This is a genomic window from Aliiroseovarius sp. Z3, from assembly GCF_029105185.1.
Classification (GTDB): Bacteria; Pseudomonadota; Alphaproteobacteria; order Rhodobacterales; family Rhodobacteraceae; genus Aliiroseovarius.
On the sequence record NZ_JAFMZK010000002.1, the window covers coordinates 92,897 to 109,233 of the forward strand.

The window sequence follows — 16,337 nt, forward strand, 5'->3', positions numbered from 1 at the left end:
CTTTCACAGTAACCTCGTTATGAGCATTCAGCCCTTTTTCAGGACCTCACGGCCCAGAAGTTCGGCGATCTGCACGGCGTTCAGGGCCGCGCCTTTGCGCAGGTTGTCCGACACGCACCAGAAGTTCAGACCGTTGTCGACGGTCACGTCCTGACGGATGCGGCTGATGAAGGTGGCGAAATCGCCAACGCATTCCACAGGCGTCACATAGCCGCCGCTTTCACGCTTGTCGACGACCAGGATACCGGGCGCTTCGCGCAGGATGTCGCGGGCTTCATCCTCGTCCAGAAACTCCTCGGTTTCGATGTTCACCGATTCCGAATGGCCCACGAACACCGGCACCCGCACACAGGTCGCGGTGACCTTGATCGACGGATCGACGATTTTCTTCGTCTCGGCGATCATCTTCCATTCTTCCTTGGTGTCACCCGAATCCATGAAGACGTCGATATGCGGGATCACGTTGAAGGCGATCTGCTTGGGGTAAACCTTCGGCTCGACTTCCTGACCCGGCACGTACATGCCCTTGGTCTGGTTCCACAGCTCATCAATCGCGTCCTTGCCCGAGCCCGACACCGACTGATAGGTCGACACGACAACGCGCTTGATCTTCGCGCGGTCATGCAGGGGCTTCAGCGCCACAACCATCTGTGCGGTCGAGCAGTTGGGGTTCGCGATGATGTTCTTGTTCTTGTAGTCGTGGATCGCCTGCGGGTTCACCTCGGGCACGATCAGCGGGATGTCGGGATCGTAGCGATAGAGCGACGAGTTGTCGATCACGACACACCCTGCAGCGGCCGCCTTGGGGGCGTATTTCTTGGTGGCCTCGGACCCTACGGCGAACAGCGCCATGTCCCAGCCCGTGAAATCGAACGCGTCCAGGTCCTTGGTGGTCAGGGTGGTATCGCCAAAGCTGACCTCGGTGCCGAGCGACCGGCGCGACGCAAGCGCAACAATCTCGTCCACAGGAAACTGGCGTTCTGCCAGAATGTTCAGCATCTCGCGGCCCACGTTCCCCGTGGCACCAACGACAGCGATTTTATAGCCCATCACGGCCTCCTATATGTCATTCGGCCCCGCCAAACCCCTTGTGAGTCTGGTCAGACCGAGGGCGTCCATAGCGCAATTGCCGCGTGCGCGAAAGCGTCATACGCGCGATCTGCCATGTTTTGTCGTTGACTTGTGTGCTTTTCGCTGTGATACGGGCGCAATCTGTCCGGTCGACGCGTGAGCGACCCGCCCCAGAGTAGTGAGGCAGGCAGAGTTCGGGCGATATGCCCCTTTCCACAAGTTCCCAAATCACGCGGGGTTCTGACGGCCAGTCGGCGCAGTGGGCAATCGGTCCGGCGCGAGCACTTGCCGCAACCAATGCGATGGGCATCAAGCCCCGACCCGTGTGACAGCGGCGTGCGGCTATGCGCGCCAGAAAGACGATTATGACAAAATTTGCAGAGCTCGGGCTTGACCCGAAGCTGGTCACGACCGTGACCGACGCCGGTTATCAAACACCGACCCCGATCCAGATCAAAGCCATCCCGCTGGTGCTTGAGGGCCGGGACGTGATGGGTCTTGCCCAAACCGGCACCGGCAAGACCGCCGCCTTCGGGCTTCCCCTGATCCATCAGCTTTTGCGCAACCATGACAAGCGGCAACCCAAATCGGTCAAGGCGCTGATCCTTGCGCCAACCCGCGAGCTGGTGAACCAGATCGCCGAAAACTTGCGCGCCTATGTGCAGGGCACACATCTGAAGGTGCGCACCGTTGTCGGCGGCATGTCGATCAACAAACAGATCAGCATGTTGGCGCCGGGGATCGACATTCTGGTGGCGACGCCGGGCCGCTTGATCGACTTGTTGGATCGTAGGGCGATCCGCTTGGACACCGCGACCTTCCTCGTGCTCGATGAAGCGGACCAGATGCTCGACATGGGGTTCATTCATGCGCTGCGCCGGATTGCGCCCGAACTGGGCACGCCGCGCCAGACTATGCTGTTTTCCGCCACCATGCCGAAGCAGATGGAGGAGTTGTCGCGCGCCTATCTGACCGACCCGGCCAAGGTGCAGGTTTCGCCTCCGGGCAAGGCGGCCGACAAGGTGACACAAGGACTATATTATGTCCCCGGTCGCAACGAAAAGATCTCGCTTCTGATTGATCTGCTGGGCCATGATAAGGACGCGTTGTCATTGGTGTTTTCACGCACCAAGCACGGGGCCGAGAAGTTGATGAAACAGTTGGTGGCCGAAGGGTTCAAGGCCGTGTCCATTCACGGCAACAAAAGCCAGGGCCAACGTGACCGCGCTCTTGCCGCCTTCCGGTCGGGCGAGGCGCGTATTCTGGTCGCCACCGATGTGGCCGCCCGTGGCATCGACATTCCGGGCGTCAGCCACGTCTACAATTTCGACCTGCCCGAGGTCGCCGATAACTATGTGCACCGCATTGGCCGTACCGCGCGTGCTGGCGCGGATGGGGATGCGATTTCCTTCGTTTCGGGCGTCGAACTTGGATTGCTGCGTGACATCGAGAAAGTCATGAAGATCGAGATTCCGGTCCTTGGCGGCAAACGCCCCGCCGAAGAGAAACGCCCGCAGCGCAGTCAAGGCGGAGGACGTCGCGGTGCTGGCGGCGGTCGCAAACCGCGCGGCGCTTCGCAGCAGGGGCCGAAGCCCTCGGCCAATCCGAACGCAGGCGCCGGAAAGCGCCGCCGTCGCCGGCCTCGCAAATCCGCCTAGTCTGTGCGGTCCTGGCTGAACAGATACAGCAGACAGCCGATCAATCCCGGCACCGCGAAGAACAGGAACACGGCCTGATAGGGGGCCGTGACCGACACATCGGGGCCTTGCGCGGATTTGAAGACGCTGGCCGAAGCGTACTGGAATATTCCCACGCCGCCGATCCCGAACATATTCATCAGCGTGACGCCCCGCCCGACAAGATGGGGCGGATAGAAGCTGCGCCCATGCGCCATGATCAATGGGAAGCTTGCCGCAAAAAGGCCAATGGCTGCCATGGTCAGTGATACGCGCCAAACGCCTGCATCCGGGGCCGCCCAAAGCAGGAAGACCAATGCCACGGCAATCAGGTTGCCCGGAAAGATCACCCATTTACGTGTTTTGAAAATTCGATCCAGAGGGCCATAGGCAAAGCTGCCGATCACCATCGCCAAGGCAATGGCCATTGTGGCCCAGCCAATCCCGGTCGTGTCCAGCCCGTAGACATCGCGCAAATAAGGTCCGGCCCAACTGCCGCGCAGGCCTGCGGCAGCGGTGTAGTTCACGAACATGATCGGAAAGATCGCCCAAAGCGCGGGCATCTTCAAAAGGTCAAGCACAGACCCTTTCTTTGCGCCGTCTTCTGCTGTGACCTTGGGCGGATTATCGACCGTCACCATGATCAGCGCCGCGACCACCAGCGTCACAGCCGCCAAGGCCCACAGGCACGCGCGCCAGCCAAACTGCTCGACGGCCAGCGCCATGGGCAATGCACCCGCGATATTGCCCAGCGACCCAAAGCCGATCACCATCCCGGCCAAAGTGCCAAAGACTGCCGGTGAATACATGCGCGCGAAGATGAAATAACTGGCCATCAGGACCGGAGAACACCCGATCCCGATCAGAACCATCGCATAAAGAATGTGATCTGGCGTGCTGGCGACAGCAAATAACGCGGCCCCTCCAGCCCCGCCAAGCGCCAACAACCCAGCGGCCACCTTACGCGGGCCGATATTATCCAATCCCCAACCGACCGGAATTTGCATCAGCGCAAACACCAGAAACCAAGCGCCAGAGGCGCGCGCCAAATCCTCGGGAGTCGCGCCCAGATCAGCTTTCAACGCAGGCGTCATCACCGCCAGAAAAGCGCGATAGAACTGGCTGAGCACATAGGCGATGATCAGGGTGGCAATACCAAGCCGCATTCCGGCATCCTTTCGACAACCCGCGCAGAAGACACGGGGCCAGCAGACTTGGCAAGCCCACCCGCTTCTTCTGGCTGAAAATATCCTGGGGGAGGGTGAAAGCCGTTAGGCTTTCGCACGGGGGCAACGCCCCCATCCGACTTAACCGCCCCGAACCGTGTCGATCATCAACTGCACGTTTTCCGGGTCCGCATCCGGCGTGATCCCGTGACCCAGGTTGAAGATGTGCGGGCCGTTCTTGAACGCTTCGACCACCTTGCGGGTCTCATCAACCAACGCCTGACCGCCCGTCACCATGTGGCTGGAGGCCAGATTGCCCTGCACGCATCCGTCGACCTGAACATGTTTGGCCGCCCAATCCGGGCTGACCGAATTGTCCAGCGCCACACAATCCACACCCGTGGCCTTGGCAAAGCCGGTATAGCCGTCGCCTGCCTCGCGCGGGAAGCCGATCACCGGAATGCCAGGGTGACGCTTTTTCAACGCCTGTGTGATCACGCGCGCCGGTTCGACCGCGTATTTTTGGAAATCCTCGCCGTTTAGCGACCCCGCCCAGCTGTCGAACAGCTTGACCACCTCGGCGCCCGCTTCGATCTGCTTGGACAGGTATTCAATGGTCGCCTCGGTCAGCCGGTCCATCACCGCCTCGAACAGCGGCCGGTTCTCAGTCTTCAGCGCATGGGCCGGCCCCTGATCCTTGGTGCCTTGCCCCGCGATCATATAGGTCGCCACCGTCCACGGCATTCCGGCAAATCCGATCAGCGTGGTTTCGTCCGGCAATTCGCGGCGCAGAATGCGCACGGTCTCGTAAATCGGGTTCAGCGTTTCGTGAATATCATCCTTGCCCACCAGCTTGTCGAAATCCGACTGGCTGCTGATCGTCGACAGGCGCGGACCTTCACCGGTGACAAACCACAGATCCGCCCCAAGGGCCTGTGGGACAAGCAGGATGTCAGCAAACAGGATAGCAGCGTCAAACCCGTAACGGCGGATGGGTTGCAAGGTCACTTCGGCGGCCAGTTCGGGGTTATAGCACAGCTTCAGAAAATCCCCGGCCTCGGCCCGTGTGGCGCGATACTCAGGCAGATACCGTCCCGCCTGGCGCATCATCCAGATGGGTGGTGTGGGCAAGGTTTCGCCCGCAAGTGCGCGTAGAATGGTCTTTTGCTGGGTCATGTGTGCGGGCCTTTCCTGTCGGCGTTTCAAGCGTGGTCCCTCACAGGCGGCAGGATGTCAAGCGCACGGGTGCCGCAGGCATGGACAGCCCCCATCTTCCATCGTAAACGAGGGGCATGACACATGCTTATCCGACCCCCGACGCCCCCCTGAAAATCGGCACACGTGGCAGCCCGCTTGCGCTGGCGCAGGCGCATGAGACCCGCCGCCGTTTGATGGCTGCCTTTGACCTGCCCGAAGCTGCGTTTGAGGTGGTGGTGATTCATACCACTGGCGATGACCGTGCGCTGATCGACGCCGACCGTCCGTTGAAAGAAGTGGGCAACAAGGGTCTGTTCACCAAGGAAATCGAAGAGGCGATGCTGGATGGTCGTATCGACATCGCGGTGCATTCGATGAAGGACATGCCCACCGAACAGCCCGAGGGGCTTGTTCTGGACTGCAACCTGCCGCGCGAGGATACGCGCGATGCTTTCGTATCGCTCAATTACCGGGCGATCAGCGACCTTCCGAAGGGGGCCGTGGTCGGTACCTCGTCCTTGCGCCGCAAAGCCCAGTTGCTGAACCGTCGTCCCGATCTTGAGATTGTCGAATTTCGTGGGAACGTTCAGACCCGCCTGAAAAAACTGGAAGACGGCGTGGCCGAGGCGACATTTCTTGCCATGGCGGGCCTGAACCGGCTGGGGATGGATGGTGTGCCGAAGACAGCTATTCCGACGGACGAGATGCTGAACGCGGTCGCCCAAGGTGCGATTGGCATCGAACGGCGTGCGGATGATATGCGCGTCAAAGACATGCTGGATGCGATCCACGACGTCGAAACGGGACAACGGCTGGCGGCCGAGCGTGCGTTCCTTGGGGCGTTGGATGGGTCGTGCGAAACCCCGATTGCCGCGCTTGCCACGCTGGAGAATGGCACGCTGACCCTGCGTGGGGAAATCCTGCGCACCGATGGGTCCGAGGCCGTATCGGATCAGATTTCCGGTCCGATCGCGGAGGGTCCGGCGCTGGGCCGCAAACTGGCCGAGGATTTGCTGTCGCGTGTCGGTGACGATTTCTTCGACTGGAGATAAGAAAAGGCCCGGCCGATTGACCGGGCCTGTTTCAGTCCTGCTTCAAAGGCGTTCGATGGCCAGCGCGATACCCTGACCGCCGCCAATGCACATGGTGATCAGGGCTTTCGATCCGCCGATCCGCTCCAGTTCATACAGCGCCTTAATGGTGATGATCGCGCCGGTCGCCCCCACCGGGTGCCCAAGGGCAATCGCGCCACCGTTCGGGTTCACGCGGGCCGGGTCCAGTCCCAACCCCTTGTTCACGGCGATTGCTTGCGCGGCGAAGGCCTCGTTCGATTCGATCACGTCGAAATCCGCCACCGTCAGCCCGGTTTTTGCCAACAGGTTTTCAACCGCCGGGACGGGGCCGATGCCCATCACCTCGGGCCGCACGCCTGCATGGCCATAGCCGATGATCCGTGCCATGGGTTTCAGCCCCGCTTTCTCTGCGGCGTCGGCACGGGCCAGTACCAGCGCACCCGCCCCGTCATTGATGCCTGACGCGTTGCCTGCAGTGACGGTGCCATCCTTCTGGAACACGGTGCGCAGACCGGCCAGGGCTTCGGCAGTTGTGGGTTTCGGATGTTCGTCACGGGCAAATTCGACCGTTTCGCGGCGCTGCTTGACCTCGATCGGGACGATCTGGCTGTCGAAATGGCCAGCCTCGATGGCAGCAGCAGCGCGTTTCTGGCTTTCAAGAGCGAAGGCATCCTGATCGGCGCGGCTGACGCCATGTTCGGCCGCGACGTTTTCCGCAGTCACACCCATGTGTCCAGTGCCAAATGGGCAGTTCAGCGCGCCCAGCATCATGTCCTGCGCGCCGGTGTCGCCCATCTTCTGCCCCCAGCGTGCTTGCGGCAGGATATAAGGGGCGCGGCTCATGCTTTCGGCACCACCGGCCACCCCGTAATCGGCATCACCCAGCATCAGGGATTGCGCGACCGAGACCACGGCTTGCAGCCCCGACCCGCACAGCCGGTTCACGTTCATTGCAGGCGTGGTGTCGGGAATGCCCGCTTCGATCATCGCGACCCGCGACAGATACATGTCGCGTGGTTCAGTATTGATCACATGCCCAAAGGCAACATGGCCGATCTGACCGGGTTCGACGCCTGCGCGAGTCATTGCCTCGCGTGTCACATGCGCGCCAAGGGCGCTGGGCGGGGTGGCGGCAAGGCTACCGCCAAACGTGCCGATGGCTGTGCGTGCGCCGCCAAGAATTACGATATCGGACATGAGAATCCCCCTGATTGATTGGTTCCGGGGTAAGGATCGCACGGTTGGGACGCTATTGTCGCCTCTGACGCTCCGTCAGACCGTCAGACGGGCGTGTTAGTCGGTGTGCTCGGGATCGTTCCCGGGCGTCTCGCGCTCCAATTTGGCAATCAGCGCGACGACGCGCTGGCGAAATGCTGTATCATCGTCGCCCAGAAGCGCCGACAATTGTGCCTCATAGGCATGGGCTATCGGTGTCAGCACCTCGATCATCTCGCGCCCTTTGGGGGTCAGGCTTAGTTCAACCAAGCGCCGATCCTGCGGATTGACCGTTTTGGTGACGTAACCCGCCGCCTCAAGCCGCGAAGCGGCGCGGCTGACCTTCGGTTTGTCCATGTCCACGCGTTCGTGAATTTCGCGCACGCTGACGCTGTCAGCCTGGCTAAGATGGGCCACCACACGCCATTCCGATACAGAAATCCCATAGGCTTTCCGGTAATGGCTGGAAAATCCGGCACTGACCCGGCTGGACAGTACCGCCAACTGATAAGGCAGGAAATCGTCAAGTTTAAATGAGGTCACGCGCGCACCTTTCGTCTTGTTCCCAGCAGGTTGCCCTTATCTGCAACGCAAGGCAAGTCACGCAGATCAGGTCCATTTCGCCAGGGGTGGAAGGCTCATCAAGACGGCATTGGCGTCGTGTCCAGTGGTCAGGCCGAACTTTGTGCCCCGGTCATACACCAGATTATATTCGGCATAGAGGCCGCGATGGATCAACTGCTTGTCCTTGTCAGCATTGTTCCATGGCGTGTCACAGCGGGCTTCCGTCACCGGCACGAAGGCGGGCAGGAAGGCGCGGCCAACATCCTTGGTAAAGGCAAAGTCGGCCTCCCAGTCGCCGGTGTTCAGATCGTCGTAGAATATCCCACCAACACCGCGCGCGCGGCCCCGGTGCGGGATAAAGAAATATTCGTCCGCCCAGGCTTTGAACTTGTCGTAATAGCTCAGGTCATGGCGCTGACAGGCAGCTTCCAACTGGCTGTGAAAATGTGCGGTGTCTTCGGCATATTCAATGCAGGGGTTCAGGTCTGCCCCACCCCCGAACCACCAGGCGTTCGGCGTCCAGAACATGCGGGTATTCATGTGAACGGCAGGGGTGTGGGGGTTTTGCATATGCGCCACAAGACTGATGCCAGAGGCCCAGAACCGCGGATCGTCCTCCATTCCCGGCACGCCACGGGCTGCCATGGCTTTCTGGGCTGATTTGCCCAAGGTGCCATAGACGGTCGAAATGTTGACGCCGACCTTTTCAAAGACGCGACCGCCGCGCAGGACGCTCATCAACCCGCCGCCGGCATCGGCACCATCGTCCGAGTTGCGGGTTGTTTCGCTGACCTCGAACCGTCCGGCAGGCTGGTTGGCAAAAGGCCCGGTGGTTTGCGTGTCTTCCAGACCTTCGAAGGCGGTGACGATCTGGTCGCGAAGGTCGCGAAACCAGGCACTGGCGCGGGCTTTTTGATCTTCCATCTTGTCGGTCATATTGAAGGCCTTTCCTAGTGATCTTCATCTGGGGAGGGGCTATCAGGAATTCCCCCTGCCGCAAAGTCGCGTTTTTGCTATGATACGGACCATGCCGATGTTTCGCCGCTAAGAACGAGGGACCATGCGCCTGTTTCCCATTGCTGCTGTGATAGTGCTTGTGACCGCGTGCCAGACCACCACGGCACCGGTGACGCAGGCTGGACCCGCCAAAGCCTTGCCTCAGGCCGGTTGTTCTGAAAGCGAGGCAAGGGAATATGCACAGATTGATCAGAGAATTGCTGTTCTGAACCGGCAAACGGCGCGTGGATATCGCACCAGTTCAACCGTCGTCCGCGTCGCCAACCCGTTGAAACTGTGTAAAGGCGTCGTGCCGCTTGTGTCGGTTTGCCTGCCCACACCCAAGCCGAAATCCACGCTGCCGACCTATCAGGAACATCAGGCTATGAAAAAAGAGATGAAAACCCTGAAGTCACGCAAGGCGGCGCTGTCGGCCTGCGCCAAGTGATCTGGACTTAGTGGGCCGGGTTGCCGACGGCGTCCAGCAGGCTGCGCCCGCCATCGACGGTCAGGATGTGTCCGGTCATGAACCCGGCCCCTTCGGAGGACAGGAATTGCACCGCTTCTGCCACTTCGTTTGCCGATGCGATCCGGCCCAGGGGCGTGCCTTCGATGATATCCGCACGCGTCTCACCCGCTTCGCGGATCGTGTCGCGCAAACTGGCGCTCATCACCGAACCGAAGGCAACGGCGTTCACGCGTATGCGATTAGAGGCCAGCGCGACCGCAAGCGAACGGGTCATCTGATCCAGCGCGGCGCTGGCAATCGAATAGGCCATCAGCCCCGGCTGCGTGCGGCTGGCGGCGATGGACGAAAGGTTCACAATCGCCCCAAGCGGTGCACCCTGTTCGCTATCCCCCAGATCGTCACCCTGCTGTATCATCCGTTTGGCGACCAGTTGACTTAACCTCAGGCTGGTCATCAGGTTCTGATCCAACAGGATTTGCACCGCCTTGTTGTCGGCGTCCAGCGGATCGGTCAACATGACCTGCCGCGAGGCATTCACCAAGATGTCGACGCGTTCGAACGCGTCGATGGTGGCCGAAAGAAGATTGGCGATGGTCAGTTTCTCGCGCAAATCACCCGCGAAGATACGCGTGTTCGACGGTTCGTCCGTGTCACTGTCGGGGTTCGGCCCCCATTCGTCCAGCAGCCGCGCCTCGTCGATGTCGGCGCAGATGACATTGGCGCCGTTGTCGGCAAAATGGCGAGCGATCGACAAGCCGATGCCATTGGCGGCACCTGTGATGATGGCAGTCTTGCCAGCGATGGAAAAGGACATATGTGCCTCCTGATTCCCGGTGAACCTAACTGATCCTAGCGCCGTGTGCGACGGGGCTTTACGCCGCTGAGCAGCTTGAACCCCGGCGTGCCGCCCAGATCTTCGACGGTGTTGAATTGTTCGGCCAGCGTGTCTTCATAGGGCAGGTGGCGGTTGGCAACCATGACGAAGCGCCCTGATGGGGTCAGCATCGTGGCAGCGGATCGGATGAAAGCCCGCCCGAGGTTCGGGTCGCCAGCGCGTCCGGTGTGAAATGGCGGGTTCGAAATAACCACGTCATAGGGTTGAGGCGGTTGAAACTGCGTGGCATCACCCCAGACAAAATTGGCGCGCGCATCGTCAAGGTTCAGTCTGGCGCAGTCCAGCGCGACCAGATCCGCTTCGATCAGATCAAGCGATGTGACGCCTGATCGTTGAAGAATATGTCGCGACAGATATCCCCAGCCAGCGCCCAGATCGGCCACACGTCCCGAAATGGTCTCCGGCATGGCTTCGGCCAGAGCAGCCGAACCCTTGTCGATCCCATCGGCGGAAAACACACCGGGACGGGTGATGAAGCCGCCCTCCAGCCGCGTGTCGGCGGCGGTCCAATCGGTGACGTCGGCGGCGTCGAACCAGACCAGTTTGCCATGTGCCTTGGACAGCGTCCCAAGCAGGTTTGCCTTTTTCCTGATCGCTTTTAGCAGGCTGTCCATGCCGTCGGTCTTTTGCCCGTCAAGCAGAACCAACCCGTCGCCCGTCGCTTTCGAAGCCGCAGCGATCCACGCTTGGGCCTGTGGTTTTGATCGTGGGGCGCAGACCAGTGCGGCGGCAAATCCGTGGTTGGGCATGAGGGAAACCGTATCGAATCCCCGAGATGTCCAGTGGGCATGATCCGGAAAAAAGTGGCTGTAGACGGTCACGCGGTCCTTCGGCAAAGCCGACAGATCATGTTGCGCGCCGGGGCCAATCACCAGAAGCCGGCCATCCTGCGGTAGCGACATAGCGCCATCGCGCAGGGCAAGGGTCAATCTTGTGTGAAGCATGGCGGTTGCCGCTGGCGCGGCTACTCCTTTTCCATGGTGCACTGAAGCGGGTGTTGATGTTCGCGGGCCAGATGCATCACCTGCGTTACCTTGGTTTCCGCAACCTCGTGCGAGAAAACACCGACCACCGCCAGCCCTTTCTTATGCACGGTCAACATAAGCTCGAACGCTTGTGCGTGGTTCATCCCGAAGAACCGTTCAAGTATCATGACGACAAACTCCATCGGCGTGAAGTCGTCGTTCAAAATCAAAACCTTATACATCGGTGGCCGCTTGGTCTTCGGTTTCGTGACCACCGCAAGGCCTGCATCGCCGTCATCGGCATCGTCGCCTTGAGACATGATGAAGGGCAGTTTGGCCATGTGGGCGTTGCTCCGATTGCTATGATTGGGCCGCTTGGCACACAGAATATATTGCCGTTACCGCCAAAGAAAAGGGGCAAGGCGCCGGGTCTAGGTAAAGCCACATACAAAATGGACGGCAAAGTCACAACAATTGGTTTCGATGTCGACGATGCACTGTGACACAACGCTGCGTTGCAAGAAAAAACACACAGGGGTTCTGGTTCGCATTGGGCTGTCTGATCCCAGATATAGGCGCGAAATCAGTGCCCGACACAACATCTGCGGTCCGTGTCCCATGAGCCACGAAGTAGCGCATTGAAAATAAGGTGTTTTCTCGCGCGCGATCTTCGTGTTACGCTGAAAAAAACAAATCAGCCGGACAAAAGATCCAGGCGATTGAGGCAGAAAAGGTGGACGACGTGCAACTACGTCCGTGGCAGTGGGCCCGTTATGGGCTGTTTCTTGCAGTGACTATCTGTATCGTGCAATTTGCGCCCAGTCGTGCGCAAGCCGCGCCCTATGCGGCGATGGTAATTGATGCGCGCACCGGCGAGGTGCTTCATTCGCGCAATGCAGATACACAGCTTCATCCCGCATCCCTGACCAAGATGATGACGCTTTACATCGCGTTCGAAGCGATCAAGCGCGGTGAGATCTCGCCCGACACGGTGGTGACGATCACCGGTAAAGCGGCTGCCGAGCCACCGTCAAAACTGGGATTGCGTACAGGCCAGAAAATCAAGTTCCGGTACCTGATCCGTGCGGCGGCAGTGAAGTCGGCCAATGACGCGGCCACCGCCATTGGCATCGCGATTTCAGGGTCCGAAGCAGCATTTGCCCGTCGGATGAACCGGACCGCAAAAGCACTGGGCATGACGCGGACGCATTTCAAGAACGCCCATGGTCTGACCGAAAGCGGCCACCTGTCCACCGCGCGTGACATGACCACGCTGGGGCGTCACCTGTTTTTCGATCACCCTCAATACTACAACCTGTTCTCACGCATCACGACCGATGCGGGGATGCGGGCGGTGTCGAACACCAACCGCCGTTTTCTGAGCAGCTACAAGGGCGCTGACGGGATCAAGACCGGCTATACTCGTGCGGCAGGGTTCAACCTTGTCGCATCTGCCGAACGCGGGTCCGAGCGGATCATCACAACAGTGTTTGGGGGCAGTTCCACAGCATCGCGCAATGCGAAAGTCGCTGAACTGATGGATCTTGGTTTCCGGCGTGCACCGAGCCGTGCGCCGATACGCAAACCGTCCTTGCCTGTTTACGCCAGTGTCGATCCAGAAACCGCCGAACCAGGCGGGGCAGGCAAAACCATTCGTCTGGTTAGGGCGGTCAAGCACAGCCCACGCCCGACGCCGCGCCCGATCACACAGGATCCCGCAGCGCAGGCGCAGCTTGCGGCTTTGACCGAAAGCATCAAGGACGCCGTTGTAACCGCAATCGCCGAGCCAGAGGAAGAGCCGGCAGTGGTGGCGGAAGTGACCCCCGAACAGCCGACCGAGACATCTGAGCCTGCTGCCGAAATCGTTGTGGCCGCCGTACCAGCGCCGCCAGTCAAACCAGTGACCACGCAGCCCGTGATCACGTCGACTGCTGCACCTGTGACCGCGCAAGCTGTGTCTGTCGCTGCTCCGGTAACAGTTGCGCCGCCGCCTGCGCGTCCGGCGGCAATTGTTCTGACGTCGCTGCAACCCCAGACCGATACGGCTGCCGAGCCGGAAGTTGTCACCCGGATGTCCACCTCGGGCGGTCGCCACTGGGCAATCAATGTGGGTGTTCTTGGTTCCCGCTATCAGGCCGAGCGCACATTGCTGAAAACCGCGTTGAAAGAGATCGACACGCTGGACGAAGCCCTGCGTAAAGTTGTGCGCCGGTCCAACGGTTGGCACGCAAACTTCGTGGGCATGTCCGAGGCTCAGGCTGATCTGGCCTGTCGTCGGTTGAACGCCCGCAACACGCGCTGCAAAGTTCTGGGGCCGTCCTAAATTGCGGCTTCGGCGCTAGTCCGACGCTCCTGCCACTGCTTCGATGTCGAAGGCTGCGGCCATCAGGGCGCGGGTATAGTCGGTTTGCGGGGCGTCAAAGATTTGATCTGCCGGCCCGCTTTCCACCACATCACCTGCGCGCATGACCAGCACCTTGTGCGAAAGCGCGCGCACCACGCGCAGATCGTGCGAGATAAACAGATAGGCCAGCCCGTGCTTCTTCTGCAACTCGCGCAGCAAATCGACAATCTGCACCTGCACGGTCATATCCAGCGCTGATGTCGGCTCGTCCAGAACCAGAAGTTTGGGGCGCAGGATCATCGCCCGTGCAATCGCGATGCGCTGACGTTGCCCGCCCGAAAACTCGTGCGGGTAGCGGTCCATCGTGGCGGGGTCCAACCCAACCTCGATCATGATCTCGGCGACCATCTCGCGCCGATCACGTCCTGGCTCCAGCCCATGAACGGACAGGCCTTCCGCGATGATTTCCTCAGCGGTCATGCGCGGAGAAAGCGAGCCATACGGATCCTGAAAAACGATCTGCATATCGCGACGCAAAGGCTGTAACTGGCGTGATTTGCGGCCCTGAATATCCTCGCCCAGAAACACCACGGGTCCGTCCGAGCTGATCAGCCGCATCACGGCCAGCGCCAAAGTGGTCTTGCCAGACCCGCTTTCGCCAACGATCCCGACGGTTTCCCCCGCCCGAACCGCAAAACTGGCCGCATTCACCGCCTTCACATGCCCGACCGTGCGGCGTAGCAGACCACGTTGAATGGGGAACCAGATACGCAGGTCCTTGGTGTGGGCGATCTCGGGCGCGTCCTCGGGAACGGGATCGGGGCGGCCCTGTGCCTCGGCATTGATCAGGGTGCGGGTATAGTCGTGGCGGGGATTGGCGAACAGGTCAGCTGTCGGCCCTTCCTCGACGATCACGCCGTCCTTCATCACGCAAACCCGATCGGCGATTTTGCGCACGATCCCCAGGTCGTGGGTGATGAACAGAAGGCTCATCCCCTCGCTGTCTTTCAGATCCGACAGCAGGTCAAGAATCTGCGCCTGAATGGTCACATCCAGCGCGGTGGTGGGTTCATCTGCGATCAGAAGCTCCGGCCCGTTGGCCAGCGCCATGGCGATCATCACGCGTTGGCGCTGCCCACCAGACAGCTGGTGCGGATAATGTGCCAAGCGTGTTTCCGCGTCGCGGATGCCGACCTTGTTCAGAAGCTCAAGAATACGGGCGCGCACCGCGTCGCCTTTCAGCCCCTGATGCAATTCAATCGACTCGGTCAATTGTTTTTCGATCGTGTGCAGTGGGTTCAGCGACGTCATAGGCTCTTGAAAAATGAAGCTGATGTCATTGCCACGCACGTCGCGAAGTTCTGAGGGCGATGCGCCGATCATCTCGCGCCCGTCATAGGTGATCGACCCACTGATCTGGGCGCTGTCTGGCAGAAGCGAGACTGTGGACAAAGCCGTGACCGACTTACCGGACCCGCTTTCACCCACGATGGCGACGGTTTCGCCCTTGCCAACCTCAAAGCTCACGCCCCGCACGGCAGGGTGGAGCTTGCCATCCTGACGAAAGCCGACATTCAGGTCTTTGACGTGCAGAACGCTCATTGGAAAGTCTTTCGCGGGTCAAACGCATCGCGCACGCCTTCGAAGATGAAGACAAGCAGCGACAACAGGATCGAGAAGGTCAGGAAGGCGGTAAAGCCCAACCACGGCGCTTGCAGGTTGGCCTTGGCCTGCCGGGTCAGCTCGCCCAATGACGGGGCCGACGATGGCAGGCCGAAGCCCAGAAAGTCCAGCGTGGCAAGGGTCGAGATCGTGCCGGTGATGATGAACGGCAGCATGGTCAGCGTGGCGACCATCGCGTTGGGCAGCACATGCCGGAACATGATCACCCGGTTCGACACACCCAGCGCGCGGGCAGCACGGACATATTCGAAGTTCCGGGCGCGCAGGAATTCGGCGCGCACCACGCCCACCAGCGCGGGCCAGCCGAACAGAACGGTCACAAAGACCAAAAGCCAGAAACTTCGCCCGAGGATCGCGAACAGGATGATGATCACGTAGAGCGAGGGCGTTGAGCTCCAGATTTCCAGTATCCGTTGGAAAATAAGATCCACCCAACCGCCGAAATAGCCTTGCACCGCCCCGGCGGCAATGCCGATCAGCGAGGTCAGGACGGTGACGACGATGGTGAAGAACACCGACAACCGAAAACCGTAGATGACCCGTGCGGCTACATCACGCGACGTGTCGTCAGTGCCCAGAATGTTCTGGCTGGTGGGGGCGGATGGCACGGCCCCGCCCGTGTCCACAATGGTGGTGTAGCTATAGGGGATCGGTGGCCAGAGCAGCCAGCCTTTGTCGATTTCGGTCCCGTTCACCATGCCCGTTCCAGCCTGCGCGATCACGTCCTCTGGTTCGTCCCAGCAATCCTCGAGCCCGCCGGATGTGATCAGGCATTGGACCTCGATATCGTTGTAATTCGCCTCGGTTCTGAAATCGCCGCCGAAGGTGGTTTCTGGGTAGAACTTAAAAATAGGCGCATAGAGTTCGCCCTGATAGCTGACGAGGATAGGTTTGTCGTTGGCGATGAACTCGGCCAGAAGCGACAGGCCAAACAGGATGCAGAACAGGATCAGCGACCAGAACGCCCGGCCGTTGCGGCGGAAGTTGCGCCAGCGGCGCTGGTTCAGGGGGGAAAGCGCCATG

At 60.3% G+C, this 16,337-nt stretch carries 15 protein-coding genes; 4 read left to right on the plus strand and 11 right to left on the minus strand.

The window, feature by feature from the left end:
* Positions 1-27: 27 nt before the first annotated feature.
* The gene (locus J3R80_RS03440; RefSeq protein WP_275392362.1) at positions 28-1,050 is read right to left on the minus strand and encodes an aspartate-semialdehyde dehydrogenase; all 1,023 of its coding nucleotides are present in this window, start codon (positions 1,048-1,050) and stop codon (positions 28-30) included.
* 386 nt (positions 1,051-1,436) lie between these two features.
* On the opposite strand from J3R80_RS03440, the gene J3R80_RS03445 reads away from it, so the two are divergent.
* A complete protein-coding gene (locus J3R80_RS03445; RefSeq protein ID WP_275392363.1) occupies positions 1,437-2,729 on the plus strand; it encodes a DEAD/DEAH box helicase in 1,293 nt (430 codons plus the stop codon).
* On the opposite strand, the gene J3R80_RS03450 is transcribed toward J3R80_RS03445, so the two are convergent.
* Positions 2,726-3,913, minus strand: a complete 1,188-nt coding sequence (locus tag J3R80_RS03450) for an MFS transporter (RefSeq protein ID WP_275392364.1) — start codon at positions 3,911-3,913, stop codon at positions 2,726-2,728. The genes J3R80_RS03445 and J3R80_RS03450 overlap by 4 nt on opposite strands.
* A 141-nt stretch (positions 3,914-4,054) precedes the next feature.
* Positions 4,055-5,089: a uroporphyrinogen decarboxylase gene (gene hemE / locus J3R80_RS03455; RefSeq protein ID WP_275392365.1), complete on the minus strand. Its 1,035-nt coding sequence runs from the start codon at positions 5,087-5,089 to the stop codon at positions 4,055-4,057.
* A gap of 116 nt (positions 5,090-5,205) precedes the next feature.
* Here hemE and hemC point away from each other — a divergent pair, with 116 nt between their 5' ends.
* Complete coding sequence (hemC, locus tag J3R80_RS03460) at positions 5,206-6,162, plus strand: hydroxymethylbilane synthase (protein ID WP_275392366.1); 957 nt, start codon at positions 5,206-5,208, stop codon at positions 6,160-6,162.
* A 42-nt stretch (positions 6,163-6,204) separates the two neighbouring features.
* Here the strand turns inward: hemC and J3R80_RS03465 are convergent, their stop codons facing one another.
* The 3 genes from J3R80_RS03465 to hemF all read right to left on the minus strand — a co-directional run bounded on the left by J3R80_RS03465 (position 6,205) and on the right by hemF (position 8,898).
* Complete coding sequence (locus tag J3R80_RS03465) at positions 6,205-7,380, minus strand: acetyl-CoA C-acyltransferase family protein (protein WP_275392367.1); 1,176 nt, start codon at positions 7,378-7,380, stop codon at positions 6,205-6,207.
* Between the two features lie 96 nt (positions 7,381-7,476).
* Positions 7,477-7,941, minus strand: a complete 465-nt coding sequence (locus tag J3R80_RS03470; protein WP_275392368.1) for a MarR family transcriptional regulator — start codon at positions 7,939-7,941, stop codon at positions 7,477-7,479.
* 66 nt (positions 7,942-8,007) lie between these two features.
* The gene (hemF, locus tag J3R80_RS03475) at positions 8,008-8,898 is read right to left on the minus strand and encodes an oxygen-dependent coproporphyrinogen oxidase (protein WP_275392369.1); all 891 of its coding nucleotides are present in this window, start codon (positions 8,896-8,898) and stop codon (positions 8,008-8,010) included.
* Positions 8,899-9,022: 124 nt separating this feature from the next.
* Here hemF and J3R80_RS03480 point away from each other — a divergent pair, with 124 nt between their 5' ends.
* The gene (locus J3R80_RS03480; protein WP_275392370.1) at positions 9,023-9,406 is read left to right on the plus strand and encodes a hypothetical protein; all 384 of its coding nucleotides are present in this window, start codon (positions 9,023-9,025) and stop codon (positions 9,404-9,406) included.
* A gap of 7 nt (positions 9,407-9,413) precedes the next feature.
* Here the strand turns inward: J3R80_RS03480 and J3R80_RS03485 are convergent, their stop codons facing one another.
* Genes J3R80_RS03485 through clpS form a run of 3 tightly spaced genes read right to left on the minus strand, consistent with a single transcriptional unit; the run spans position 9,414 to position 11,628 of the window.
* On the minus strand, positions 9,414-10,241 hold the full coding sequence (locus tag J3R80_RS03485) for an SDR family oxidoreductase (protein WP_275392371.1): 828 nt from the start codon (positions 10,239-10,241) through the stop codon (positions 9,414-9,416).
* 35 nt (positions 10,242-10,276) lie between these two features.
* The gene (locus J3R80_RS03490; protein ID WP_275392372.1) at positions 10,277-11,266 is read right to left on the minus strand and encodes a class I SAM-dependent methyltransferase; all 990 of its coding nucleotides are present in this window, start codon (positions 11,264-11,266) and stop codon (positions 10,277-10,279) included.
* Between the two features lie 20 nt (positions 11,267-11,286).
* The gene (gene clpS / locus J3R80_RS03495; RefSeq protein WP_247037413.1) at positions 11,287-11,628 is read right to left on the minus strand and encodes an ATP-dependent Clp protease adapter ClpS; all 342 of its coding nucleotides are present in this window, start codon (positions 11,626-11,628) and stop codon (positions 11,287-11,289) included.
* A 461-nt stretch (positions 11,629-12,089) separates the two neighbouring features.
* Between clpS and J3R80_RS03500 the strand changes: the two genes are divergently transcribed.
* Positions 12,090-13,610, plus strand: a complete 1,521-nt coding sequence (locus tag J3R80_RS03500; RefSeq protein WP_275392770.1) for a serine hydrolase — start codon at positions 12,090-12,092, stop codon at positions 13,608-13,610.
* A gap of 15 nt (positions 13,611-13,625) precedes the next feature.
* On the opposite strand, the gene J3R80_RS03505 is transcribed toward J3R80_RS03500, so the two are convergent.
* Positions 13,626-15,233 (minus strand): ABC transporter ATP-binding protein, encoded by a 1,608-nt coding sequence (locus tag J3R80_RS03505; RefSeq protein WP_275392373.1) that lies wholly within the window; start codon positions 15,231-15,233, stop codon positions 13,626-13,628.
* Entirely contained in the window at positions 15,230-16,336 is a 1,107-nt protein-coding gene (locus J3R80_RS03510; protein ID WP_275392374.1) for an ABC transporter permease, read from the minus strand. The genes J3R80_RS03505 and J3R80_RS03510 overlap by 4 nt, the downstream gene beginning before the upstream one ends.
* Between the last annotated feature and the right edge of the window lies 1 nt (position 16,337).

Bases quoted from the DNA above. Each gene is read 5' to 3' on its own strand.
- J3R80_RS03450 (WP_275392364.1), bottom strand. From the start codon at position 3,913: ATGCGGCTTGGTATTGCCACCCTGATCATCGCCTATGTGCTCAGCCAG.
- J3R80_RS03445 (WP_275392363.1), top strand. From the start codon at position 1,437: ATGACAAAATTTGCAGAGCTCGGGCTTGACCCGAAGCTGGTCACGACC.
- J3R80_RS03480 (WP_275392370.1), top strand. From the start codon at position 9,023: ATGCGCCTGTTTCCCATTGCTGCTGTGATAGTGCTTGTGACCGCGTGC.
- J3R80_RS03505 (WP_275392373.1), bottom strand. From the start codon at position 15,233: ATGAGCGTTCTGCACGTCAAAGACCTGAATGTCGGCTTTCGTCAGGAT.
- hemF (WP_275392369.1), bottom strand. From the start codon at position 8,898: ATGACCGACAAGATGGAAGATCAAAAAGCCCGCGCCAGTGCCTGGTTT.
- J3R80_RS03440 (WP_275392362.1), bottom strand. From the start codon at position 1,050: ATGGGCTATAAAATCGCTGTCGTTGGTGCCACGGGGAACGTGGGCCGC.
- J3R80_RS03465 (WP_275392367.1), bottom strand. From the start codon at position 7,380: ATGTCCGATATCGTAATTCTTGGCGGCGCACGCACAGCCATCGGCACG.
- hemC (WP_275392366.1), top strand. From the start codon at position 5,206: ATGACACATGCTTATCCGACCCCCGACGCCCCCCTGAAAATCGGCACA.
- J3R80_RS03485 (WP_275392371.1), bottom strand. From the start codon at position 10,241: ATGTCCTTTTCCATCGCTGGCAAGACTGCCATCATCACAGGTGCCGCC.
- J3R80_RS03490 (WP_275392372.1), bottom strand. From the start codon at position 11,266: ATGCTTCACACAAGATTGACCCTTGCCCTGCGCGATGGCGCTATGTCG.
- J3R80_RS03510 (WP_275392374.1), bottom strand. From the start codon at position 16,336: ATGGCGCTTTCCCCCCTGAACCAGCGCCGCTGGCGCAACTTCCGCCGC.
- clpS (WP_247037413.1), bottom strand. From the start codon at position 11,628: ATGGCCAAACTGCCCTTCATCATGTCTCAAGGCGACGATGCCGATGAC.
- hemE (WP_275392365.1), bottom strand. From the start codon at position 5,089: ATGACCCAGCAAAAGACCATTCTACGCGCACTTGCGGGCGAAACCTTG.